The sequence below is a fragment of the Pseudomonas sp. Z3-6 genome (assembly GCF_051131985.1).
Classification (GTDB): domain Bacteria; phylum Pseudomonadota; class Gammaproteobacteria; order Pseudomonadales; family Pseudomonadaceae; genus Aquipseudomonas; species Aquipseudomonas zanjanensis.
The window spans coordinates 2,319,640-2,341,812 of record NZ_CP071644.1; the positions used below are offsets into that span (position 1 = coordinate 2,319,640).

The 22,173-nt window shown below is 59.3% G+C and carries 20 protein-coding genes and 2 pseudogenes; 13 read left to right on the forward strand and 9 right to left on the reverse strand.

Annotated features, from left to right (window positions below; all coding sequences use genetic code 11):
- Positions 1–5 precede the first annotated feature (5 nt).
- Positions 6–599: a hypothetical protein gene (locus tag J3P88_RS10635; protein ID WP_186707514.1), complete on the forward strand. Its 594-nt coding sequence runs from the start codon at positions 6–8 to the stop codon at positions 597–599.
- Between the two features lie 199 nt (positions 600–798).
- On the opposite strand, the gene J3P88_RS10640 is transcribed toward J3P88_RS10635, so the two are convergent.
- The gene (locus tag J3P88_RS10640) at positions 799–1,575 is read right to left on the reverse strand and encodes an APH(3')-II family aminoglycoside O-phosphotransferase (protein WP_434576403.1); all 777 of its coding nucleotides are present in this window, start codon (positions 1,573–1,575) and stop codon (positions 799–801) included.
- 266 nt (positions 1,576–1,841) lie between these two features.
- On the opposite strand from J3P88_RS10640, the gene J3P88_RS10645 reads away from it, so the two are divergent.
- Complete coding sequence (locus tag J3P88_RS10645; RefSeq protein WP_434575121.1) at positions 1,842–1,994, forward strand: hypothetical protein; 153 nt, start codon at positions 1,842–1,844, stop codon at positions 1,992–1,994.
- 99 nt (positions 1,995–2,093) lie between these two features.
- Here J3P88_RS10645 and J3P88_RS10650 read toward each other — a convergent pair whose 3' ends face one another.
- On the reverse strand, positions 2,094–2,522 hold the full coding sequence (locus tag J3P88_RS10650; RefSeq protein ID WP_434575123.1) for a DUF2628 domain-containing protein: 429 nt from the start codon (positions 2,520–2,522) through the stop codon (positions 2,094–2,096).
- A gap of 303 nt (positions 2,523–2,825) precedes the next feature.
- Between J3P88_RS10650 and J3P88_RS10655 the strand changes: the two genes are divergently transcribed.
- Both J3P88_RS10655 and J3P88_RS10660 read left to right on the forward strand, forming a co-directional pair.
- On the forward strand, positions 2,826–3,536 hold the full coding sequence (locus J3P88_RS10655) for an AzlC family ABC transporter permease (RefSeq protein ID WP_186707517.1): 711 nt from the start codon (positions 2,826–2,828) through the stop codon (positions 3,534–3,536).
- Positions 3,533–3,841: an AzlD family protein gene (locus tag J3P88_RS10660; protein WP_186707518.1), complete on the forward strand. Its 309-nt coding sequence runs from the start codon at positions 3,533–3,535 to the stop codon at positions 3,839–3,841. Before J3P88_RS10655 ends, J3P88_RS10660 begins: the two co-directional genes overlap by 4 nt.
- 53 nt (positions 3,842–3,894) lie before the next feature.
- On the opposite strand, the gene J3P88_RS10665 is transcribed toward J3P88_RS10660, so the two are convergent.
- The gene (locus tag J3P88_RS10665) at positions 3,895–4,101 is read right to left on the reverse strand and encodes a hypothetical protein (protein ID WP_434575125.1); all 207 of its coding nucleotides are present in this window, start codon (positions 4,099–4,101) and stop codon (positions 3,895–3,897) included.
- A gap of 222 nt (positions 4,102–4,323) precedes the next feature.
- Positions 4,324–5,535, reverse strand: coding sequence for an MFS transporter (locus J3P88_RS10670; RefSeq protein ID WP_434575127.1), 1,212 nt, complete (start codon positions 5,533–5,535; stop codon positions 4,324–4,326).
- Positions 5,536–5,663: 128 nt separating this feature from the next.
- On the opposite strand from J3P88_RS10670, the gene J3P88_RS10675 reads away from it, so the two are divergent.
- The gene (locus J3P88_RS10675; protein ID WP_186707520.1) at positions 5,664–6,209 is read left to right on the forward strand and encodes an anti-virulence regulator CigR family protein; all 546 of its coding nucleotides are present in this window, start codon (positions 5,664–5,666) and stop codon (positions 6,207–6,209) included.
- A gap of 127 nt (positions 6,210–6,336) precedes the next feature.
- Here J3P88_RS10675 and J3P88_RS10680 read toward each other — a convergent pair whose 3' ends face one another.
- Positions 6,337–8,181, reverse strand: a complete 1,845-nt coding sequence (locus J3P88_RS10680; RefSeq protein WP_411385157.1) for a sigma-54-dependent Fis family transcriptional regulator — start codon at positions 8,179–8,181, stop codon at positions 6,337–6,339.
- Between the two features lie 421 nt (positions 8,182–8,602).
- On the opposite strand from J3P88_RS10680, the gene J3P88_RS10685 reads away from it, so the two are divergent.
- From J3P88_RS10685 to J3P88_RS10710, 6 genes are read left to right on the forward strand one after another with little or no spacing between them, the layout of a single operon-like run.
- Positions 8,603–9,697 (forward strand): ABC transporter ATP-binding protein, encoded by a 1,095-nt coding sequence (locus J3P88_RS10685; RefSeq protein ID WP_186730993.1) that lies wholly within the window; start codon positions 8,603–8,605, stop codon positions 9,695–9,697.
- Complete coding sequence (locus tag J3P88_RS10690) at positions 9,697–10,806, forward strand: ABC transporter ATP-binding protein (RefSeq protein WP_186707523.1); 1,110 nt, start codon at positions 9,697–9,699, stop codon at positions 10,804–10,806. Before J3P88_RS10685 ends, J3P88_RS10690 begins: the two co-directional genes overlap by 1 nt.
- Entirely contained in the window at positions 10,803–11,669 is an 867-nt protein-coding gene (locus J3P88_RS10695) for a carbohydrate ABC transporter permease (protein ID WP_030142069.1), read from the forward strand. The genes J3P88_RS10690 and J3P88_RS10695 overlap by 4 nt, the downstream gene beginning before the upstream one ends.
- Before the next feature lie 10 nt (positions 11,670–11,679).
- Positions 11,680–12,480: a carbohydrate ABC transporter permease gene (locus J3P88_RS10700; protein WP_434575131.1), complete on the forward strand. Its 801-nt coding sequence runs from the start codon at positions 11,680–11,682 to the stop codon at positions 12,478–12,480.
- A gap of 10 nt (positions 12,481–12,490) precedes the next feature.
- The gene (locus J3P88_RS10705; RefSeq protein WP_186707524.1) at positions 12,491–12,763 is read left to right on the forward strand and encodes a DUF2160 domain-containing protein; all 273 of its coding nucleotides are present in this window, start codon (positions 12,491–12,493) and stop codon (positions 12,761–12,763) included.
- 50 nt (positions 12,764–12,813) lie between these two features.
- Positions 12,814–14,556, forward strand: coding sequence for an ABC transporter substrate-binding protein (locus J3P88_RS10710; protein ID WP_186707525.1), 1,743 nt, complete (start codon positions 12,814–12,816; stop codon positions 14,554–14,556).
- A 1,207-nt stretch (positions 14,557–15,763) separates the two neighbouring features.
- On the opposite strand, the pseudogene J3P88_RS10715 reads toward J3P88_RS10710, so the two are convergent.
- Both J3P88_RS10715 and J3P88_RS10720 read right to left on the reverse strand, forming a co-directional pair.
- A pseudogene (locus tag J3P88_RS10715) lies at positions 15,764–16,285 on the reverse strand (methyl-accepting chemotaxis protein); the annotation flags it as partial.
- A 387-nt stretch (positions 16,286–16,672) separates the two neighbouring features.
- Positions 16,673–17,707 (reverse strand): annotated as a pseudogene (locus J3P88_RS10720) (cache domain-containing protein); the annotation flags it as partial.
- Between the two features lie 289 nt (positions 17,708–17,996).
- Here J3P88_RS10720 and J3P88_RS10725 point away from each other — a divergent pair.
- Positions 17,997–19,040 (forward strand): GlxA family transcriptional regulator, encoded by a 1,044-nt coding sequence (locus J3P88_RS10725; RefSeq protein ID WP_186709725.1) that lies wholly within the window; start codon positions 17,997–17,999, stop codon positions 19,038–19,040.
- Positions 19,041–19,199: 159 nt separating this feature from the next.
- Here J3P88_RS10725 and J3P88_RS10730 read toward each other — a convergent pair whose 3' ends face one another.
- Complete coding sequence (locus tag J3P88_RS10730) at positions 19,200–19,613, reverse strand: hypothetical protein (protein ID WP_186709726.1); 414 nt, start codon at positions 19,611–19,613, stop codon at positions 19,200–19,202.
- A 398-nt stretch (positions 19,614–20,011) separates the two neighbouring features.
- Positions 20,012–20,734 carry a pirin family protein gene (locus J3P88_RS10735; protein ID WP_186709727.1) on the reverse strand — a complete coding sequence of 241 codons (723 nt, stop codon included), beginning with the start codon at positions 20,732–20,734 and terminating at the stop codon, positions 20,012–20,014.
- Between the two features lie 334 nt (positions 20,735–21,068).
- Here J3P88_RS10735 and J3P88_RS10740 point away from each other — a divergent pair, with 334 nt between their 5' ends.
- A complete protein-coding gene (locus J3P88_RS10740) occupies positions 21,069–22,019 on the forward strand; it encodes a GlxA family transcriptional regulator (RefSeq protein WP_186709728.1) in 951 nt (316 codons plus the stop codon).
- The last annotated feature ends 154 nt before the right edge of the window (positions 22,020–22,173 follow it).

Below are 22,173 nucleotides of genomic sequence, written 5' to 3' on the forward strand. Positions count from 1 at the left end.
ACCGTATGAAATGGACTGTGGTCGTTGCGATTGCAATCGCGATTCTGAGCGGGTGCACGACGGCGCCCGCCTGGAAGATATCCAGTGAAAGTGATGTATTCCCCAAAAGAACCAGTTTGGTCGTCACGACTGGAAATTACACAGCGGGTAACTCGTTTCTTAATACATTGAACATATTTCCAGTTGTACGTAAAGAGGGCGAGGAGATCTATGTCGGACTGATGTCCAATGGAGATGTTCGGATTCCGATCGTAACGGCTCAAATATGGATTGATCAGAACGAGGTATGGACAATCTCGTCTCAGGAGACCCCTATGATCTTGGGGAAGCCATCCCTGTATGATGTGTTGAGGCCACGCTCGGAGCTCACAAGGCAAGCCCAGGCGCAGGGTTTGAATATTCACAAAATATTGGGGGGTTGCGCAGTGACTGGAGGGGACAAGGCCAAGGCAATCCTTAAGCAGATGCTCAGGGGCAGCGTTTTAAAATTCAGGACGATTGGTATCGATAAAAACGTGTCTCCGACTCAGGAAGTCGTCTTGGACGAGTCGTTTTCTCAATCGCTCGGATGGGCAGGGATTGATCAGAAGAGTTTATAAACCTCTGCATTGCGTCTGGCCTTGGTTGTATCTAGCGCCAGCACTAGCGGTCCCGGTGGTGATTAACCGATTCCAATCGAATGCGTAGACCGAAAGGGGAATGGATTCTAGTGCTGTGCTGACGCTTTCCTGAAAGGGAGGGCGGTTTTGCTTGGGTCAGTTGAGACTGCCCGGGAAATCCGCCCCCTTGTTTCAGGTGCTAGAAGAACTCATCCAGAAGCCGATAAAAATAAATTCGATCTTGATCGATCTCGATCACTCCATATCGCCGCAGAAACGGCGCCACCCATTGTTCTCCCAACGCCTCGGCGATGTCCCGAGTTGCCAACGCCAGGTCCTGATATCGATCCGCAACCCCCAGCCGACCGCAATCAATGAAACCCGTAAAACGACCGTTGTCGACGATGATATTGGGCAGGCACGCGTCGCCGTGGGTCACGACGAGATCTTGTTCGGCTGGTTGGCGGTTTAGCAATCTTTCAAAGAGTAGGGCGAGGGCGAGTCCCCGATGCTCTTCGTCCAGTTCCTCCTGATCGACAAGCCCGGTTTCCATCCGGGCTCGGGCCTTGGTAATGCGATGGTGGGCGCGATGGTCGAAGGGACAATCGGTCGGGTCGAGTTGATGGAGTTGGCGCAGAGCGCCGGCCATGACGTTGACCTTGGTCGCCTCGTCGATGGGAGCAGACAGCAGGTCAACCCCCGGCACTGCGCTTAACAACAGCCAGTCCCGGTCTGCTTCGTGGGCTTCATCAAGGGCATGAGCGCAAGGGGTGCCGGTAGAGGCCAGCCAACGCAGCCTTGCCGCTTCGTCGCGTAGCTCGTTTAACGCTCCGGCAGGTTCTGTCTTGATGAACACGGCGGGTGCACCGGGAGCATCCAGCCGAAAGACTGCGGCATCCGAACAGCCGACGGTCATTGGCTGCCAGCTGTGATGCTTGAAGCGCTCCCGCCAGCGGCTCGGGAGTTTCGTGATCATCTCTGCGTGTAACGGGGTGGTGGTTGATTCGTCCTGAGTGTTCACCACAGCTCCTTGAAGGGTCTGGATAGACCGTTATGAAACCACACATTGGCCCGCCGGGGCAGGGTGCCATGGGGCGGCGACTCGTCTAGACCGGGGTTCCATGCCGGGCTAAGGGTTGCCACACAGATGGTTGGCGACTACCCTGAAAATGTTTGGATTGTTACGGGAGATCTCAAGCGTGGCGATTTTTGGTCAACCCACTTAAGGATGAGGTGAGCACAATGTTTTCTCATGAAGGTACTGCAATAGAGGTATTGCTCTTCATTTTTGGCTTTGCCGGGTTTGCCCTGGCACTGTGGTTTGTTCATGCCTATTTTGAGCGGAAGGCTCAAAGTGGTGTAAAAAAACAACATTCGGGTCGTCAGGGCGGTTGAGCCTTGGCTGATGCAGCCTCCCCAACTATTTAACCCTCAGAAACAACAAGCCCGCACACTCATGACAAGGTGCGGGCTCTTGATGACCCAAGCCTGCAATCAGAGACGCATACCTTTGAACGGATTCCAGCCTTGCTCGCCTTTCACTTCCTTGAGGTAGTACGCGTAGTTGGCCATCAGCGCGTACATCATCGACATGGCAACGCTCAGCCCCGTGCTCAACGACCGCGGAAACTCCATGCCAATGATGGCGAAAATGACGCTCAAGGCGATGTTGATCGCCAGGAAAATACCCAGCAGGGCCAGGTTCTTCTTCCAGAGGCCCAGGACGAACAGGTAGATAGGGCCGAAGAAAAATGCGATCACGTTTGCATTGATGAGGATTTTTTTCTTGAAGCCAGGCAGCGCCTTGAAGGCTTCCTTGTAGCGCGGGTCGCTTGGCGCACCGTAGGTGTCAAAGAAGTCGAAGCGTTCCTGCCACTTGGCGCTGTATTTACCGTTGCTTTGTACTTGTTCAGTCGTGCTCATTTTCAAGGCTCCTGTTTTCCATAATTAACTTTTTCTTTCTTCCAAGAAATCCTGTGCTCTGGTTCAGAGCATTGGCTGCTTTGGTTTTTGTCGCAGAACGCGCGTGAATCTTCAGGGCGCCCATTTTGCCGCTTTATGGCTGGAGGTGTGGAACATTCCGCACTGGCCGCTTGTACGGTCGCCTGGTCTGTGACGGGCTTCACTCTATTGATTCGCTGGATTGCCCGGTAAAAAGTTTTCGGCATACAGAATCAGCCTCATACTCCCAGTTTTACACCGTGGATAACCAGAAGAGGCGATGTTTTGTCGAGCGATCAACCCCATTTGCATGAGCTAACGCTGAAGCACATTTACGACGGTTTCAAGCAACTGATCCCCATTTCTCTTTTTGTCGTCGTGTTCGGCGTTGCTTTCGGCCTGGCGGCTGCGCAAACGGGCTTGAGCGATGCGTCAGCCGTGCTCATGAGCACCCTGGTTTTTGCGGGCGCTTCTCAATTTGCCGCGCTGGATCTGTGGGGGCAGCAAGTGCCGGTCGTTCCGCTGATGATCACCGTTTTCGCGATCAACGCCCGGCACCTATTGATGGGCGCGACACTTTACCCGTGGTTGCGGGAGCTGCCCGTCGCCAAACGCTACGGTGTCATGCTGGTTGTTTCGGACGCCAACTGGGCCATGGCGATGCAGGCGTTCAGTCGGGGCAAGCCGGGGCTGGGGATTCTATTCGGCGGCGGCATTGCGCTCTGGGTCACTTGGATCCTGGGCAGTTGGCTGGGGCTTCACTTTGGCAGCGCCATCGAGAACCCGGTCAGTTTCGGGCTCGATATGGTGATGGGCTGTTTCTTGTTGGCGATGGTCGTGGGCGGGAAAAAGAACCTGCGCATGTTCATCATCTGGACGGTGGCGGCCTGCTCATCGCTATTGGCCTTCTGGTATTTGCCGGCTAACAGCCATGTCGTGGTGGGCGCTTTGGCGGGAGGCGTTCTGGGCGCCGTGTGGATGGAGAAACAACGATGAACATTGAAACGGCGGGTTATGGCACCTTGCTTGTCATCTTGATCATGGCCGCAGTGACCTTGGCCACTCGGTGGGGCGGTGTTTTCGTGATGTCGTTCGTGCCGATCAACTATCGGGTGCAGCAGTTCATCACAGCCATGTCCGGCTCGGTGTTGGTGGCGGTTCTGGCTCCGCTGGCGGTTAAAGGTGACAACGGCGCACGCCTGGCTTTGCTGGCCACCGCAATCGTCATGCTGACCCTTAAAAAGCCGTTGCCGGCAATTGCGGCCGGCATACTTGCAGCGGCTTTAGCCAGACAGTTTTGAACGGCCGAGTCGCCCGCTTACTAACGGGCGACGGAGGCTCAACAACGCCCAGGTCAAAAACTCAGCGCAGCCGCTTCGCCGAACGAGTGATCTTGTACACCTTTCATAAAATGCAGCGACATCTCTTGGGGCGCCTCGATGGGGGGAATTTCAAAACTTCCCACCACCTGTCCCTGAAGCGCACTCAACCGCATCGACTCTTCTTCCTTTAACTTTGCCATTCTCGCGTGGTTCGCTGCGATTTCGTTGAGAGTTGACACGGTACATCTCCGTTTGCTGACCAAGCATTGATTAATTTGCCGCCGCGTCAGAATTATGTCGTTCTTGGCTGCTGAGACAGGCCAGTGCAAACCCTGAGCCAGACATGGTCGCCTGCAGATTCCACCATTTAACAGGTGACGAATGGTGGGAAGACGCGCATCGACGCTGGCAACGATGCAACCATGCCTCAAGAATAAGTCACTGATAATACAAGCCGAGGGTCAATCTGCATCGGTGCGGTAGACGCTTGTCCCCTGTGTTGATTGCCTGTTCATCACGACCACACCGACTCCGATCAGGCTGGTGACCACCGCCAGCAGCAGAATCACTTCCTGCGTCCCAACAGGCGCCGCCAACACCGCGACGAGCAAGCCCGCGAACGGTTGCGACAGGTTGTTGAGCAGCGTAATCACGCCGACGGTCTTGCCAAAGTCCTGTGGGGGAATGACCTGCTGACGGATGCTGCGCATGTACACGTTGAACATCTTGTCGAAGCCGACGATCAGCAGGAAACCGACGACGTAGCCCCAGAGGGTCGGGCTGAGCGCGGTGATGAAAGCGCCGACGGCAATCAGCGTGTAGGAGAGGGCGCCGAGAAGTTTCAAGGGCAAGGTGACCCGGGCCAGGAGAAACAGGATGACGATGGTGGTCACGGCACCGGCCGCCTGCAACCCGGCGTAATCATCTTTTCCGGCGCCATAATGGCCGATGACCATGGCTGCCGACGTGGCGAGGGTGACGCCGATGATCAGGTTGACGCCCACCGCCAGGCTGATGACTTTTTTCAGTTCCGCCAGGTTGCAAATGTGGCCCAGGGCAATGCGCAGCGGGTTCAACCAGAGGTCATGGTGTTGCTCGAAGGACTCAAGGGTGACCGAGCTGGTGCGCTGCCAGTACAACATGGCCAGGTCTGCCAGCAGGAACAGCCCGGCGATCGCCAGCACCACCCAGTGCCACGCCCACACCTCAAGCAGCAGCGCAGCGACCAGCGGGCCCAGTACCAAGCCGGTCTGGTCGGCGATTTGCGAATAGGACAGCGTCTTGGTGTAGGTGTAGTGCTTGAAGATGTAAGGCAAGACCACTTCGCGGGCCATGATGCCTTGGGTGGTCAACACGCCACAGAGGGCCGACAGTGCCACGATCCAATAGACACCGCCGAAGACGCCATAGAGCACGACTGCGACACCGCAGGCTGCGGCGCGATAGACCTGGCTGATGTGCAGGATGCGAATCGGCGGGAACTTGTCGCACAGCGCGCCGCAGATCGGGAACGCCAGGTAGCGCGGCAGGGATTCGACAAAGAACGCCAGGCCCGCCCAGGAGACGCTGTTGGTGGTCTGGAAAACAATCAGCGGGACGATGAACAGCAAGATCTGATCGGCCAACCGCGAGAGGAACATCGAGACGAAAAAAGCCAGGTAATCCTTGCGCATGGAGCTCCTTGATTGCGGTGTTCAGGTGTTATCCGTCCAAGCAAGCGACGCGAAGCGTGATATGGAACTAATATCACCGTTAGTCTCTATATCTTTACAGGGGATGTCCCTTTTTCGAGAGAACTGCCATGTTCAAATCGCGCTCGTTGATTGCTGCTGTTACCTGTTTCGCCTTGGCGGCGGGCCCAGGCATTGTTGTCGCGGACCCGGGAAACGGCAAGGGAAACGCTCAATTCGATCAAGGGCCCGGTCAAGGGCAAGGAGGCAAGGGCGGGCAGGGCAACAAAGGTGGGCAAGGCAATCCTGGTAACAAGGGTAATCAGGGCGGTCAAGGCAATCCCGGCAACAAGGGCAACCAAGGCGGCAAGGGAAACCAAGGCGGTGGCGGTGATTGGCATAATGCCCCCAGCATCGACCGGGGCGGCATCCTGGGTGTGATTGGCGGTTATCGCGATTATTGGAGCCCCGGCCCGGCATTGCCGCCGGGCATCCAGAAAAACCTGGCCCGAGGCAAGCCGTTGCCACCTGGCATTGCCAAGAAGCTCGATGGCCGGCTGTTGGGGCGCTTGCCGCACTATGATGGTTATGAATGGCAGCAGGTCGGCACGGACCTGATCCTGGTGGCGATTGCCACTGGCATCATTTATGAAGTGCTCAACGGTGCGTTCGACTGAGTCGGTACTTCCAGTTAGGAAATGAAACCTGTGGGAGCGGGCTTGCTCGCGATAGCGGTGTGTCATTCAACGTTGATTTGGCTGACGCGACGCCTTCGCGAGCAAGCCCGCTCCTACAGGTTTTGTATCAGCTCTCCAACTGCCGCAGGCGTTTGTACAAGGTATTGCGGCTGACCCCCAGTCGTCGCGCCAGGTGCGAGATATTCCCGCCCACGGCTTGCAACTGGCGGTTCAAGTCCTCGGCATCGTTGAGGTCCACCGTCAGTGGTTCAGGCGTTTCCACCGGTTCCATTTCCAGGTCGACAAAAAAGTCGTCGGGCAGGTGTTCCGGACGGATCGGCTGTTCCTCGGCCATCGCCAGGGCCACTTGCAGCACGCTGCTGACCTGTCGCAGGTTGCCCGGCCAGGGGTGGCGTTCAAACAGGTCCAATACCTCACGGCTCAGGCCGGCCCATTGGGTCGGTTCGCGGTGGTGTTCCCACAGGCGCTTGAACAGGGCCTGCTTGTCGCTGCGTTCGCGCAAGGGCGGCAGTTCCAGGGTCAGGCCGCCGATGCGGTAGTACAAGTCTTCGCGAAACCGCCCCAGTTGCACCTGTTCGCGCAGTGAGCGGTTGGTGGCGGAGATGATGCGGATGTCCACCGGGAACAGCTCGGCGCTGCCCACCGGTTGCACACAACGTTCCTGCAACACCCGCAGCAGCCGGGCCTGGGTCGGCAGGGGCATGTCGCCGATCTCGTCGAGGAACAGCGTGCCGCGGTCGGCCTTGCGGATCAGGCCAATGCTGCCTTTCTGGTTGGCGCCGGTGAACGCGCCTTTTTCATAACCGAACAATTCCGACTCCACCAACTCGGCGGGGATCGCGGCGCAGTTCACGGCAATGAATGGCTGCTTGGCGCGCGAACTGGCCTGGTGCAGGGCCTTGACGAACACTTCCTTGCCGACGCCCGTCTCGCCATGGATCAACAGTGGAATGTCCTTCTCCAGCAAGCGCTCGGCCTGGCGCACGGCTTTCTCCACGCGGCTGTCACCGAAGTGCAGGGTGTTGAGGCCGATGGTGTTGCTGGCGGGGGCCGGCGCAGGCGTTGCTTCGGTGAACACGCGTGCCCTGATCGACACCTGACTCGGGCGCCTGAGCAGACATTGGAATCGATTGCTGCCAGACGCTTGCAGGGCGAATGGCAGGCCGTCGGGTTGGTTCAGCAGTTCCAGCAGCGACACCTTGAACAGGCTTTCGATGCTGACCCGCGACAAGCTCAGGCCCAGCAGGTTATCCGCACGTCGATTCGCCGAGAGCACCTGGCCGCTTTCATCGAAAATCAACAGCCCGGCCCACTGGCTGTCGAGGTTGTTCAAACCGGTGTTGAACGTCAGTTGGAAGTGTTCACCGCGAAACAGGTTGAGGATCAACCGGTTCTCCACGGTCTGGCTCATCATCTTGACCATGCCCAGGGTGTGGGACGGCGGCAGGTAGCTGTCGCTGGAGACGTCCAGCACGGCGATGACCTTGCGCTCGGCATCGAAGATCGGCGCGGCGGAGCCGGTCATGAAGCGGTTGGCCTTGAGGAAGTGTTCATCGTGCTCGATGTGCACCGCCTGTTCGCAGGCCAGCGCGGTGCCGATGGCGTTGGTGCCGGTGCAGCGCTCCATCCAGCTCGCCCCGGCGCTGAAGCCATGGGCCAGTTTCGGCTCGATGAAGCGCTGGGTGCCCCAGGAGGTCAGCACTTGGCCCTGGTTGTCGGCCAGCATGATCAGGCAATTGGAGTTGCTGAGGATGTTCTCGTAATACGGCAAGACCTCCTGATGGGTGGTCTGCACCAGCGAATGCTGGCTTTCCAGCAAGTGGGCGATGCCTTGGGCGGGCAACTGATCGAAGGCCGGCACGCTCTGGTGATTCAGGCCGAAGGCGCGGCAACGGGACCAGGAAGCCTGGATAATGGCCTCGTGGGACAAGGCAGGAGCAGGTGCGGCCATGGGGCACTCTCGCAGGAGCTGTTTTTATTGTTGTGGCAAGTCTCGCACAGACTCCTTGTGCTGGGGCAGGCCTGAATACCACTTCATACACAGATCCTGTGGGAGCGGGCTTGCTCGCGAAAGCGTCGTGACAGTCGACATTTGTGCTGGCTGACACACCGCCTTCGCGAGCAAGCCCGCTCCCACAGGATCGCAGCCAGGCTAGCCGAAAACGTTCTTTCAGTGTTGTTCAAAATTGTTCATTGTCAACCCGTCCATTGTTCAGTTGTTCATTCCTGATTGTTCACTTCTGTTCATCAACGAACGCCTTTTGCCTGCCAATCCAGTAAAAAATCAACCTGATCAAGGGTTTGTGATTTCTGGCACGGCTTTCGCTTTGAAGCTCGGGTCGCTTGACTCCAAATAATAAAAAGGCCGAGCCATGTCATTAAAGCTTGAGCACATCTGTCGCACCGTCGAAGGCCAGACCTGGATCGACGATGCCAATCTGAGTTTCGAACCCGGATCCTTCAACGTCCTGTTGGGCCGCACGCTGTCCGGCAAGACCAGCCTCATGCGCCTGATGGCGGGTCTGGACAAGCCCGACAGCGGCCGCATCCTGATGAACGGCGTCGACGTCACCCACCGTCCGGTGCGGTTGCGCAACGTGTCGATGGTTTACCAGCAGTTCATCAACTACCCGACCATGACCGTTTTCGAAAACATCGCCTCGCCGTTGCGCCAGGCCGGTGTGTCCGAAGAAATCATCCAAAGCAAGGTCCTGGAAACCGCAAAAATGTTGCGGATCGAGAAGTTTCTCAAGCGCCATCCACTGGAATTGTCCGGCGGCCAGCAGCAGCGCACGGCCATGGCCCGGGCCTTGGTCAAGGACGCCGAGCTGATCCTGTTCGACGAGCCTTTGGTGAACCTCGACTACAAGCTGCGCGAAGAGCTGCGCCAGGAAATGCGCGAGCTGTTCCAGGCCCGCCACACCATCGCCGTCTACGCCACCACCGAGCCTAACGAGGCACTGGCCTTGGGCGGCACCACCACGATCCTCCACGAGGGCCGGGTGATTCAGAGCGGCAAGTCGTCTTCCGTCTACCACCAGCCGCAAACCGTGCTGGCCGCCGAGCTGTTTTCCGAGCCACCGATCAACCTCATGCCGGGTCGTATTGCCGGCAATGAAGTCAGCTTCGCCAATTTCGTGCATTTCCCGCTGAACGTCGACCTGCGCCCGGTGGGCGAGGGTGAGTTTCGTTTCGGCGTGCGCCCCAGCCATATTTCCCTGGTGCCAAGCAATGACGACGACCTCGAACTGGCGGTGACCGTCGAGGTAGCCGAGATCAGCGGCTCGGAGACGTTCCTGCATGTGCGCAACGAACATTTCCTGCTGGTGCTGCACTTGCCAGGGGTGCATGAGTACGACGTGGACGCGCCGATCCGCATCTACATTCCGACCCATAAACTGTTTGTCTTCGATGCCCAAGGCAAGCTGGTCCAGGCCCCGGGCCTGCGTATTGCGAGGGTTGCCTGATGGCTGAAATTCGTTTGCAGAACCTCGCCCACAGCTACACCAGCACCCCGGCGGGCCCCGAGGACTATGCGATCCGCGAGATGAACCATATCTGGGAGCAGGGCGGCGCCTATGCGCTGCTCGGCCCTTCGGGCTGCGGCAAATCCACCTTGCTCAACATCATTTCCGGCTTGCTCAGCCCTTCCGAAGGGCAGGTGATGTTCGACAGCAAAGTCGTCAACGACCTGACCCCGGAACGCCGGAACATCGCCCAGGTGTTCCAGTTCCCGGTGGTCTACGACACCATGACGGTGTTTGACAACCTGGCGTTCCCGCTGCGCAACCAGGGCATGGCCGAGGCGAGGGTCCACACCAAGGTGCAGGAAATCGCCGAGGTCCTGGACCTGCAGAACCTGCTGGACAAAAAGGCCCGCAACCTCACCGCCGATGAGAAACAGAAAGTCTCCATGGGCCGCGGGTTGGTGCGCGACGATGTGTCGGCGATCCTGTTCGACGAACCGCTGACGGTGATCGACCCGCACCTGAAATGGAAACTGCGGCGCAAGCTCAAGCAGATCCACGAGCAGTTCAACATCACCATGGTCTACGTCACCCACGACCAGTTGGAAGCCTCGACGTTCGCCGACAAGATCGCGGTGATGTACGGCGGCCAGATCGTGCAGTTCGGCACGCCTCGGGATTTGTTCGAGCGCCCCAGCCACACCTTTGTCGGCTACTTCATCGGCAGCCCGGGGATGAACCTGATCGAGGTCACGGCGCAGCCCGGTGGCGTCGGCTTCGCCTCGACCCATTTGCCCCTGTCGGACACCTTGCAACGGCGTATCGCCGAAGCCGAGGGCAAAAGCCTGAAGGTCGGCATTCGCCCCGAGTTCGTGCATGTCTGGGATGGCCCTTACGACGACGCGATGCGGGCCGACGTGGTCCACGTCGAAGACCTGGGCACCTACAAGATCCTGACCCTCAACCTCGATGGCGCACCGCTGAAGGTCCGCCTGGCCGAAGACAAGCCTGTACCGGAAGGCACGGCGTACATCAGTTTCCCGGCGCAATGGCTGATGGTCTATGCCGATGAATATCTGCTCGAATCCACTGGCGAGGTGCAGCCATGAACAAGGTGCAGAACAACAAGGCCTGGTGGTTAGTGCTGCCAGTATTCCTGCTGGTGGCCTTCAGCGCCGTGATCCCGATGATGACGGTGGTCAACTATTCGGTGCAGGACATCTTCGATCAGTCCAGCCGCTACTTCGTCGGCGCCGATTGGTACAAGCAGGTGCTGCTCGATCCACGGCTGCACGATTCGCTGCTGCGCCAATTCATCTACTCGGCGTGCGTGCTGCTGATCGAAATTCCCCTGGGCATCGCCATCGCCCTGACCATGCCGACCAAGGGCAAGTGGTCGTCCCTGGTGCTGATCATCCTGGCGATTCCGTTGCTGATCCCGTGGAACGTGGTTGGCACCATCTGGCAGATTTTCGGCCGCGCCGACATTGGTTTGCTGGGCTCCACCCTTAACGGCCTGGGCATCAACTACAACTATGCGGCCAACACCATGGACGCCTGGGTCACCGTGCTGGTGATGGACGTCTGGCACTGGACGTCGTTGGTGGCGCTGCTGTGTTATTCGGGGCTGCGGGCGATTCCCGACGTCTATTATCAAGCGGCGCGGATCGACCGGGCGTCCAACTGGGCGGTGTTCCGGCACATCCAGTTGCCGAAGATGAAGAGCGTGCTGCTGATCGCCGTGATGCTGCGCTTCATGGACAGCTTCATGATTTACACCGAGCCGTTCGTGCTCACCGGCGGCGGGCCGGGTAACGCCACCACGTTCCTCAGTCAGACCCTGACGCAGATGGCCATCGGCCAATTCGACCTGGGCCCGGCGGCGGCGTTTTCCCTGGTGTACTTCCTGATCATTCTGTTGGTGTCCTGGCTGTTCTACACCGCCATGACGCACTCCGACGCCAACCGTTGAGGCCCGCACAATGAGCAAGAGAAAGCTGATACCCCTGCTGATCTACATCCTGTTCCTGCTGGTGCCCATCTACTGGCTGCTGAACATGTCGTTCAAGAGCAACACCGAGATCCTTGGCGGCCTGACCCTGTGGCCCCACGATTTCACCTTCCACAACTACAAGGTGATCTTCACCGACCCGAGTTGGTACACCGGTTACCTCAACTCGCTGTACTACGTGAGCCTGAACACGGTGATTTCCCTGGGCGTTGCGTTGCCGGCGGCCTATGCGTTTTCCCGTTATCGGTTCCTGGGGGACAAGCATCTGTTCTTCTGGCTGCTGACCAACCGGATGGCGCCACCGGCAGTGTTCCTGTTGCCGTTCTTCCAGCTGTATTCGTCCATCGGCCTGTTTGACACCCATATCGCCGTGGCCCTGGCTCACTGCCTGTTCAACGTGCCGTTGGCGGTGTGGATCCTCGAAGGGTTCATGTCCGGGGTGCCGAAAGAAATTGACGAGACCGCCTACATTGACGGCTACAGTTTCCCCAAGTTCTTCGCCAGGATCTTCATTCCGTTGATCGGCTCCGGCATCGGCGTCACGGCATTTTTCTGCTTCATGTTTTCCTGGGTCGAGCTGTTGCTGGCCCGTACGCTCACCTCGGTGAATGCCAAGCCGATCGCGGCGGTCATGACCCGTACGGTGTCGGCGTCCGGTATCGACTGGGGGGTGCTGGCGGCGGCGGGGGTGTTGACCATCCTGCCGGGCATGCTGGTGATCTGGTTCGTTCGCAACCACGTAGCCAAGGGCTTTGCCCTGGGCCGGGTCTGAGGAGTCGATGATGGAATGGATGAACTGGACCGTCCCGACGGCGGCGTTTTTTGGTGTCATCGCCTTGCTGCTGGTGGGCATGACGACGTGGGAATTGCGTTCGCCGAGTATCCCTCGGCGTGGTTTCCTGCCGATTGCCACGACCCGTGGCGATCGGTTGTTTATTGGTCTTCTCGGTAGCGCCTATCTGCACCTGCTGGTGATTGGCGTGACCGATTGGAGCATCTGGATAGCGTTCGCGTTGTCTTTGGTGTGGCTGTTGGCAGTGATGCGGTGGGGCTAATCGCGACAACGCGACGATCAGGCTCTTAAACCCAAACAGGAGAGGTCTCTATGTTCGATAAAAACAATAAGCTGCGACATAGCGTTTCATTGGCAGCCATGCTGGCACTCAGCGGGCTGAGCGCTACGGCCTGGGCCGACGCCTATGAAGACGCCGCTAAAAAATGGATCGGCAGTGAATTCAAGCCGTCGACCCTGACAGCCGAGCAGCAGCTTGAAGAATTGAAGTGGTTCATCAAGGCCGCCGAACCGTTTCGCGGGATGAAAATCAACGTAGTGTCGGAAACCATCGCCACCCACGAGTATGAATCCAAGGTATTGGCCAAGGCCTTTAACGAAATCACCGGGATCCAGCTGACTCACGACCTGCTTCAGGAAGGCGACGTGGTGGAGAAGCTGCAGACCCAGATGCAGTCGGACAAGAATATCTATGACGGCTGGGTCAACGACTCGGACCTGATTGGCACGCACTTTCGCTACGGCAAAACCGAGTCGATCACCGACCTGATGGCCAACGAAGGCAAGAACTTCACTTCGCCGACCCTGGACCTGAAGGACTTCATCGGTATTTCCTTCACCACCGCGCCGGACGGCAAGGTTTATCAACTGCCCGACCAGCAGTTCGCCAACCTGTACTGGTTCCGCGCCGACTGGTTCGAGCGTGCGGACCTGAAGGCCAAGTTCAAGGAAAAGTACGGCTACGAGTTGGGCGTACCGGTGAACTGGTCGGCCTATGAAGACATCGCCAAGTTCTTCTCCGAAGACGTCAAGGAAATCGACGGCAAGCGCGTCTACGGCCACATGGACTACGGCAAGAAAGACCCGTCCCTGGGCTGGCGCTTCACCGATGCCTGGTTCTCCATGGCCGGTGGCGGCGACAAGGGCCTGCCCAACGGTTTACCCGTGGACGAGTGGGGCATTCGTGTCGAGGACTGCCATCCGGTCGGTTCCAGCGTGACCCGTGGCGGCGACACCAATGGTCCTGCGGCCGTGTTCGCCACCACCAAATACGTGGATTGGATGAAGAAATACGCGCCACCGGAAGCGGCGGGCATGACCTTCTCCGAATCCGGCCCGGTGCCGTCCCAAGGCAACATCGCCCAGCAGATTTTCTGGTACACCGCTTTCACCGCCGACATGACCAAGCCGGGCCTGCCGGTGGTGAATGCCGACGGCACGCCGAAATGGCGCATGGCGCCGTCGCCACGCGGTCCGTATTGGGAAGAGGGCATGAAGCTGGGGTATCAGGACGTGGGTTCGTGGACGTTCATGAAGTCCACGCCTGAGAAGCAGAAACTCGCGGCCTGGCTCTATGCGCAGTTCGTGACGTCCAAGACGGTATCGTTGAAGAAGACCATCGTCGGCCTGACGCCGATTCGTGAGTCGGACATCAACTCCCAGGCCCTGACCGACCTGGCGCCGAAGCTCGGTGGCCTGGTGGAGTTCTACCGCAGCCCGGCCCGCGTGCAATGGACCCCGACCGGGACCAACGTGCCGGATTATCCACGCCTTGCGCAACTGTGGTGGAGCCACATCGCCGAAGCGGCCAGCGGCGAGAAGACCCCACAGCAAGCCCTCGATGGCTTGGCCAAGGACCAGGACGCGATCATGACGCGTCTGGAACGCTCCAAGGCCCAAGCCACCTGCGCACCTAAGATGAACCCTGAGCGCGACGCGCAATACTGGTTCGACCAGCCGGGTGCTCCGAAGCCGAAACTGGCGAACGAGAAGCCGAAAGGCGAAACCGTGAGCTACACCGAGCTGTTGAAGTCGTGGGAGGCGGCCCGCAAGTAACTCCCCCTGTGAGCGTGAAAACGGCACCGAAAGGTGCCGTTTTTTTTGCCTGGGCTTACGGCGACAGGCAGGCCCACCGCCTTCGCGAGCAGGCTCGCTCCCACAGGGTTTTGTGGTGAATGCAGGTATTGCTGGCACCATAAGTCCACTGTGGGAGCGGGCTTGCTCGCGAAAGCGGCGTGCCTGTCACCGGAATGCTGAATGTCCCGCCGCCATCGCGAGCAAGCTCGGCTCCCACAGGGTTTGTGGTGAACGCAGATATTGCTGGCACCACAAGTCCACTGTGGGAGCGGGCTTGCTCGCGAAAGCGGCGTGCCTGTCACCGGAATGCTGAATGTCCCGCCGTCATCGCGAGCAAGCTCGGCTCCCACAGGGTTTTGTGGTGAATACAGATATGGCTGACATCACAAGTCCAGTGTGGGAGCGAGCCTGCTCGCGAAGGCGGTGGGTCAGCTTGCATCAGTATTGACTGTGCCGCCGCCATCGCGAGCAAGCCCGGCTCCCACAGGGTTTTGTGGTGAACGCAGATATGGCTGGCACCACAAGTCCACTGTGGGAGCGGGCTTGCTCGCGAAAGCGGTGTACCTGTCACGGGTATGTTTGAATGTCCCGCCGCCATCGCGAGCAAGCCCGGCTCCCACAGGGTTTTGTGGTGAACGCAGATATGGCTGGCACCACAAGTCCACTGTGGGAGCGGGCTTGCTCGCGAAAGCGGTGTACCTGTCACGGGTATGTTTGAATGTCCCGCCGCCATCGCGAGCAAGCTCGGCTCCCACAGGGTTTTGTGGTGAACGGAGATATGGCTGGCACCACAAGTCCACTGTGGGAGCGGGCTTGCTCGCGAAAGCGGTGTGCCTGTCACCGGAATGCTGAATGTCCCGCCGCCATCGCGAGCAAGCTCGGCTCCCACAGGGTTTTGTGGTGAACGCAGATATGGCTGACATCACAAGTCCACTGTGGGAGCGGGCTTGCTCGCGAAAGCGGTGTGCCTGTCACCGGAATGCTGAATGTCCCGCCGCCATCGCGAGCAGGCTCGGCTCCCACAGGGTTTTGTGGTGAATGCAGGTATTGCTGGCACCACAAGTCCACTGTGGGAGCGAGCCTGCTCGCGAAGGCGGTGGGTCAGCTTGCATCAGTATTGACTGTGCCGCTGCAACCGCGAGCAAGCCCGCTCTCACATTTGATCTTCAGTGGACGTAAGCCCGGTTTAGAACTTGAAGCGCCCCACCAACCCCTTGAGCTGTCCAGAAATATCCGTCAAGCGCCCCGAGCCGGTCTGCGCCGTGTGAGCAAACTCTTCAACCAGCTGCGCATCGGCATGAATCTGCGCGATGTGCCGGTTGATGTCCTCGGCGACCTGGTGCTGTTGCTCTGCCGCCGTGGCGATTTGCGTGTTCTGGTCGCGAATCGAGTCCACCGAGTTGCGGATCTTGTCGAAGCTGTCCCGCGCCTGCTGGATGCGCTCGACGCTGGTGTGTGACACCTGCAGGCTGCTTTGCATCTGCTGGGTTACTTCCTGGGTGCGCCGTGCGAGGTTGCCCAGCAGGCTGTCGATCTCGCCGGTGGAGTCGGCGGTGCGGCGGGCCAGGGCCCGTACCTCATCGGCTACCACCGCAAAGCCGCGACCCTGGTCACCGGCGCGCGCGGCCTCGATGGCGGCGTTGAGGGCCAGCAGGTTGGTCTGCTCGGCGATGGAACGAATGGTGTCGAGGATGGTGTTGATGTTCTTGCTGTCCTGCTCCAGCGCCTGCATGGTCTGGGTCGACTGCTGCAGGTCCTCGCTCAGTTTCAGCACGCTGCCCGTGGCTTCGCCGATATGGTGCTGACCATCGTGTACATCGCGATAGCCCTCGTCCGCACTGGTGGCGGCCTGGCTGCACGAGCGGGCCACTTCGTTGGCGGTGGCAACCATTTCGTTGAATGCGGTGCTCACCAATTCAACTGCCTGGCGTTGGCGCCCGGCGGCGTCGTTCATGTTCTGGGCCACGTGGCTGGTATCGGCTGCGGCGGTCTGCAAGTCGGAAGAGGCGCTGCCGATGCGCTGCATCAGTTGGGCGATCATGCCCAGGAATTGGTTGAACCAGCCCGCCAGGGTGGCCGTTTCGTCCTTGCCTTGCACCGAGAGTTTACGGGTGAGGTCGCCTTCACCCTCGGCGATTTCCTGCAGGCCGTTGGCTACGCCGCGAATCGGCCGCACGATGACGCTGGCGAAACTGGCGCCCACCACAGCGAAGACCGCGGCCAGCGCGGCGGCGATGATGGCGATCAGCCAAGTCAGGCTCGAAGCCTCGGCCATCACTTCATCGCGTTTGATCAGGCCAATGAAGCGCCAGCCCAACCCTTTGGAACTGACCACGTTGGCCATGTAGGGCACGCCGTCGATCTCGATCTGGGTCACGCCATCGCTGCTTTTGGCCAGCTCGGCATAGTTGGGGCCCAGGTCGGCCAGCGGCTTGAAGTTGTGCTTGGCATCGGCGGCGTCCACCAGGACGTTGCCGTTGGCTTCCACCAGCATCAGGTAGCCACTGTCGCCCAGCTTGATGTTCTTCACCAATTCGGTCAGTTGCTTGAGCGACACGTCCAGGCCGACCACGCCCACCAGCTTGCCGGCGGCGTCGGAAACCGTGTGCACGATGCCGATCAACGACACATCATCCGGCGCCCAATAATAAGCGTCGGTGCGCACGGTGGTGCCCGGCGCGGCGATGGCCGCCTTGTACCATGGACGCACCCGTGGGTCGTAGTTGGAGATTTTGGGGTCGTCAGGCCAACTGGCATAACCGCCGTCGGCCAAGCCCAGGGAAAGGTAGGCGGTCGTCGGGTGACTCTTGGCGAATCGGTCGAAGATCTCCAGCAGCTGTTTATTGTTCTCGGTAAGCGGGGTTTGTGCGGCGTCGGCACCGGAGTAGTTTTTCAGATCCTTGGCTGCGACGATCCGTGGATCCTTGGCGAAGTATTCGACGTTCTGGCTGATGCCATCGAAGAACTGCTTCATGCCGTTGTCGATCTGGCGGATTTCTCGGCCGCTGCTGTCCAGGAAGTTGGCTTTCGCAGCGTCGCGCAGGTTCAGTACGACAAGCACCGCCACCAGGATAACGGGAAGGCAGGCGATGGTCGCGAACGCCCATGTCAGCTTCTGTTTGATATTCATGACTTCTCCCGCGGAATATTTTAAGTGTTGGAACGGCGGAAACGGCTGTGGTTGGCGTTGCGAGTCTCTGGAAGGGAAAAGCGCCCATGCCTACTGCCAGTGTATCGACCAAAGTCTTAGGCACTTGAGGCTTGCCTTTTTTGGCGCGGGCCGACCGGTAGACGGCGCAGGTGCGAATGCAGCCGGCTTGACTTGTCTGGAAGATAACGTGGTCTGTGCTGCGCCTTCGCCCTTCGGCAGGGCACCCACGTGCAGCCAATCCTCATCTTTAATGTACTAACGAGGCCCTATGCCAAGCGCATTCGAGAGCGTACTCAAAAACAAGAACATGGCTTATCGGCCACTCGGATCGGCACCCGCCAGCCAGGCGCCGATCCGCGTCGCGTTTGTATTGATGGACAACTTCTCGATGATGTCTTTCACCGGCGCCGTGGACGCGCTGGTGACCGCCAACCTGATGAGCGACATGCCCCTCTACGAGGTGCTGACGGTGGGGGTGTCGGGTGGGCAGGTGACGAGCGACCTGGGCATTGTCATCTCGACGGACATCGAACTGGCGCAGATACCGGAAAACCAGGATGTGCTGATCGTTGCCGGGGGCTTTCGCGTGAAGTTGCAAGGCCATCCATTGCTGCGCCGCAAGCTGCGGGCCAACGCGACGTCCGGGGCGATCCTGGGCGGGCTGTGGAACGGCGCCTTCTTTGTGGCGGATGCCAATCTGCTGGATGGTTTCGAATGCGCTGTTCACCCCGAAAGCCGCGCCATGATGGCGGAGGTGTTCCCCCATGTGAAGGTGTCCAATCGAGCCTATGTGGTTGACCGGGAGCGGGTCAGTTGCGCGGGGGCCAACAGTTCGCTGCGCATGATGCTCCAGTTGATCCGCCAGACGGGCGGGGCGATGTTGGTGGGGGCTATCGAGGAAATCCTGCGTTGCGATGAGTCCGGCGAGGATGCGACAGACTTGCCGCCGGTTTTTGTCGAGACCGACCCGACGCTGCCGGAAAGCCTCAAGTTGGCGTTGGAACTGATGTGGCAGAACGTAGAAGAGCCCTTGACCATCGATGAACTGGCGGCGTGCGTAAAGATTTCCAAGCGCCAGTTGGAGCGGCGCTTCTGCAGTTTTCTCGGTGCGACCCCCACACGTTATTACCTGGAGCTGCGCCTGACGCGCGCGCGCCAACTCATCCAGCAGACCAATCGGTCCGTGACCGAAATCGCCGTGGCGACAGGTTTCGTCAGTTCGCCGCACTTCCAGCGTCGTTTTCGGGATTTCTTCGGTGTACCGCCTGGCAGCTACCGTTCGAAATCGGAGCGCAAGCAAGCCTTGCGATGAAGACGCTGGTTGATCAGGGATGAGTATCTGGGGCGGGGATAGGGCATTGCCGGGGAGCTATGTGGGAGCAAGGCTTGCCCGCGATGAAGATGACGCGATCTTCTGGGAAAACGAGGCGCCTGCATCGCGAGCAAGCTTTGCTCCCACACAGCTCACGCGTCAGCTGTTATCGTCGGTTTGTGTTTCGGTAGGCAGGTCTTCGGTTTGCGGTGCGGCTTGCGATGCGGTCAAGGTCGTCTCCTTGCACAGCGTCTTGCCGACTTCGTCGGCGATCGAGCCGTCGATGATTCGTCCTTGCATCTGGTCGAACTCGGCTTTCTCCAACCCTGCGAGACTGTTGTACATGCCCATGTGCCGTACATTGCGGCTGGCACAGTCGAGTTCCAGTTTCGTGTAGTTGGTGAAGTAAGTGCCCTTTCTCTGCACGGTGGCCTGGATGGCTGAACCGCTGTCGACAGACGAGACGATGGAGTACACGGCGTCCGAATCATCATATAGGTATTTGATGTTCTGAACGTCCGCGGTCGCACTGCACGCAATCGAGATTAAAGCGAAGGATATGGCGGTTTTCATGCTTTCTTCCGTGAATAAGCAAGTCGGGAGAGAATTGGTGGCAAAGTGAAATCATTTTGCCTAGGCTCTTGCGTTGGGTCAATTTACTTCAGACAGTATCAATGACCGTCGGTCAGAAACGAAATATTTTCGGGAACTTTATAGTTCGCCGTGCTTCGTGGCAACAGACGAGCGCGTTCAGATTAGACGATGATGCTGTCCGAAGCGTGCTGTAGCTCCAAATAGATCAAAGCCTGAATTTGACCCATCGTTAATCCAATGTGGGAGCGAGCTTGCTCGCGATGGCGTCAGGTCAGCTGATACTCATGTGATTGACACTCCGCTATCGCGAGCAAGCTCGCTCCCACAGGGGTTAAAGGTTGATCCATGTCATCTGTGGCAGTTTCTCCCACGGTGCTTCATGGCATCTGCGGCAATTCCTGCGGCCGCAGATCGAACACCAGCACCTCGGCATCCTGGCCATTGCTCAAGGTCAGGGCCTGCTCCTGGCGCACCCGCACGCCATCCCCTTCCTGTAATTGCACGCCGTTAAGCTCGACAGCGCCCCGGGCCACGTGCACGTAGGCATAACGATCCGCTGCCAGGGCCAGGGTGGCGCGTTGCTCGCCATCGAACAACCCGGCGTAGACCCGCGCGTCCTGGCGCACCTGGAGCGAGCCGTCGGCGCCATCCGGGGAGATGATCAATTGCAGGCGTCCCTGTTTCTGCTCGCGGCTGAAGTGCTCCTGTTGATAACGGGGGGTGGCACCGCTGACGTCGGGCACGATCCAGATCTGCAGGAAGTGCACCGGCTCGTCCGCGCTGTGGTTGAACTCGCTGTGGGCCACGCCGCTGCCGGCGCTCATCAACTGCACGTCACCGGGGCGAATGACCGAGCCCGTGCCCAGGGTGTCCTTGTGTTCCAGCGCCCCTTCGAGCACATAGGAAAAGATCTCCATGTCCCGGTGCGGATGCTGGCCAAAACCCTTGGCGGCGGCGACCCGGTCGTCGTTGATGACCAGCAGGTCGGAGAAGCCCTGTTCGTTGAGGTTGCGGTAGCTGGCGAACGAGAAGGTGTGGAACGAGGTCAGCCAGCCGTGGCGAGCAATGCCGCGGTCCGAAGCTTTGCGAAGGGTCAGCATGATGAATTCTCCTGATGTCTTTGGGCGGCGGCTGGGGCCGTTCGCCGGGTTCAGAAGAAGGTTAATGGTTACCGAGATATTCAATAAGCAGGTGGAAAATGAAAGACTGTCCGTTTTGAGTGGACAATCGAGAATGCCTACCGGCGGATGCTTCGCTTCGACATAATGCTAATCGTCAGCCCGACGATGAACCTGTGGGAGCGGGCTTGCTCGCGAAAGCAGCGCAACAAGCAGTATTTTCGTCGACTGACACACCGCTTTCGCGAGCAAGCCCGCTCCCACATGGGATCATCTGTGGCCTACAGTTCCCCTCGATTTTTTGGCGTCTTTCTTGATGAAAACCGTTGCAATGGTGCTGTTCCCGGATTTCTTGCTGCTCGACATGGCCGGGCCGCTGGAGGTGTTTTCCATCGCCAATCGTTACCTCGAGACGAACCAGCGTTATCAACTGCTGACCCTGGGGACCGAACGCGGGCCGTTGCGCGCATCCAACGGCGTGGCGGTGCAGGCCGATATCCATATCGACCAGGCCTGGGCGGCCTATGACGTGTTGTTGGTGCCGGGCGGGCCGGGGGCCTATAACGACCAGCATCCGGGGCTGCACACCTGGCTGCGCGCCGCGGCGCAACGGGCGACGCGCTACGGTTCCATCTGCACCGGCGCCTTTGTGCTCGGTGAGGCGGGCTTGCTCGACGGTTATCGCGTCACTACCCATTGGCATTACACCGAACGCCTGATCCAGCGTTTCCCCAAGGCCCTGGTGGAAACCGACAAGATCTTCCTGCAGGACCGCCGCCTGATCACCTCGGGCGGCGTCACCGCCGGGATCGACCTGGCCCTGTCCATCGTCGCCCAGGACCATGGCCGCAAAGTCGCGTTGGACGTGGCCAAGGTGTTGTTGGTGGTGATGAAACGCCAGGGTGGCCAGGCGCAGTTCAGTCCCTCGGTGGCGGCGGTGTCGACACAGGAATCGGCCATCACCCGGGTGCAGAATCATGTGATGGAGCACCTGGAAGAGCCCTTCACCATCGAACGCATGGCCGCGCTGGCCGCCATGAGTGCGCGGCATTTCGCCCGGGTCTTTGCCCGAGAAGTGAAGATGACGCCCATGGAGTTCCTGCAAGGCGCACGCATCGACCGGGCGCGTCAGTTGCTGGAAACCACTGACCTGCCACTCAAGACCGTGGCGTTTCGCAGCGGCTTCGGCAGTGTGCGGCACATGCGTTTTCTGTTCGGTGAAAAGCTCGGCCTGACTCCGGTGCAATATCGTCAGCAGTTCAGTTGAGCCGTCGGTGTCCGTCCAAGGCACCGTGATGTCCGTGGTGCTCCCTGTGCCAGCATTGTCCTGCGGCGTGCGCCTGCCAAGATAACGGCGAACCCCTTGGAAAGGATGCGCAGGAGCCCAGGGCAGACGTGTTCGGTGATCCGCACGCTGACGC

Excerpts from the sequence above, each read along its gene's own strand:
- J3P88_RS10730 (WP_186709726.1), bottom strand. The coding sequence starts at position 19,613 with ATGAAAACCGCCATATCCTTCGCTTTAATCTCGATTGCGTGCAGTGCG.
- J3P88_RS10695 (WP_030142069.1), top strand. The coding sequence starts at position 10,803 with ATGAACAAGGTGCAGAACAACAAGGCCTGGTGGTTAGTGCTGCCAGTA.
- J3P88_RS10660 (WP_186707518.1), top strand. The coding sequence starts at position 3,533 with ATGAACATTGAAACGGCGGGTTATGGCACCTTGCTTGTCATCTTGATC.
- J3P88_RS10635 (WP_186707514.1), top strand. The coding sequence starts at position 6 with ATGAAATGGACTGTGGTCGTTGCGATTGCAATCGCGATTCTGAGCGGG.
- J3P88_RS10735 (WP_186709727.1), bottom strand. The coding sequence starts at position 20,734 with ATGCTGACCCTTCGCAAAGCTTCGGACCGCGGCATTGCTCGCCACGGC.
- J3P88_RS10645 (WP_434575121.1), top strand. The coding sequence starts at position 1,842 with ATGTTTTCTCATGAAGGTACTGCAATAGAGGTATTGCTCTTCATTTTT.
- J3P88_RS10685 (WP_186730993.1), top strand. The coding sequence starts at position 8,603 with ATGTCATTAAAGCTTGAGCACATCTGTCGCACCGTCGAAGGCCAGACC.
- J3P88_RS10710 (WP_186707525.1), top strand. The coding sequence starts at position 12,814 with ATGTTCGATAAAAACAATAAGCTGCGACATAGCGTTTCATTGGCAGCC.
- J3P88_RS10690 (WP_186707523.1), top strand. The coding sequence starts at position 9,697 with ATGGCTGAAATTCGTTTGCAGAACCTCGCCCACAGCTACACCAGCACC.
- J3P88_RS10700 (WP_434575131.1), top strand. The coding sequence starts at position 11,680 with ATGAGCAAGAGAAAGCTGATACCCCTGCTGATCTACATCCTGTTCCTG.
- J3P88_RS10640 (WP_434576403.1), bottom strand. The coding sequence starts at position 1,575 with ATGATCACGAAACTCCCGAGCCGCTGGCGGGAGCGCTTCAAGCATCAC.
- J3P88_RS10670 (WP_434575127.1), bottom strand. The coding sequence starts at position 5,535 with ATGCGCAAGGATTACCTGGCTTTTTTCGTCTCGATGTTCCTCTCGCGG.
- J3P88_RS10680 (WP_411385157.1), bottom strand. The coding sequence starts at position 8,181 with ATGGCCGCACCTGCTCCTGCCTTGTCCCACGAGGCCATTATCCAGGCT.
- J3P88_RS10650 (WP_434575123.1), bottom strand. The coding sequence starts at position 2,522 with ATGAGCACGACTGAACAAGTACAAAGCAACGGTAAATACAGCGCCAAG.
- J3P88_RS10675 (WP_186707520.1), top strand. The coding sequence starts at position 5,664 with ATGTTCAAATCGCGCTCGTTGATTGCTGCTGTTACCTGTTTCGCCTTG.
- J3P88_RS10725 (WP_186709725.1), top strand. The coding sequence starts at position 17,997 with ATGCCAAGCGCATTCGAGAGCGTACTCAAAAACAAGAACATGGCTTAT.
- J3P88_RS10705 (WP_186707524.1), top strand. The coding sequence starts at position 12,491 with ATGGAATGGATGAACTGGACCGTCCCGACGGCGGCGTTTTTTGGTGTC.
- J3P88_RS10740 (WP_186709728.1), top strand. The coding sequence starts at position 21,069 with ATGAAAACCGTTGCAATGGTGCTGTTCCCGGATTTCTTGCTGCTCGAC.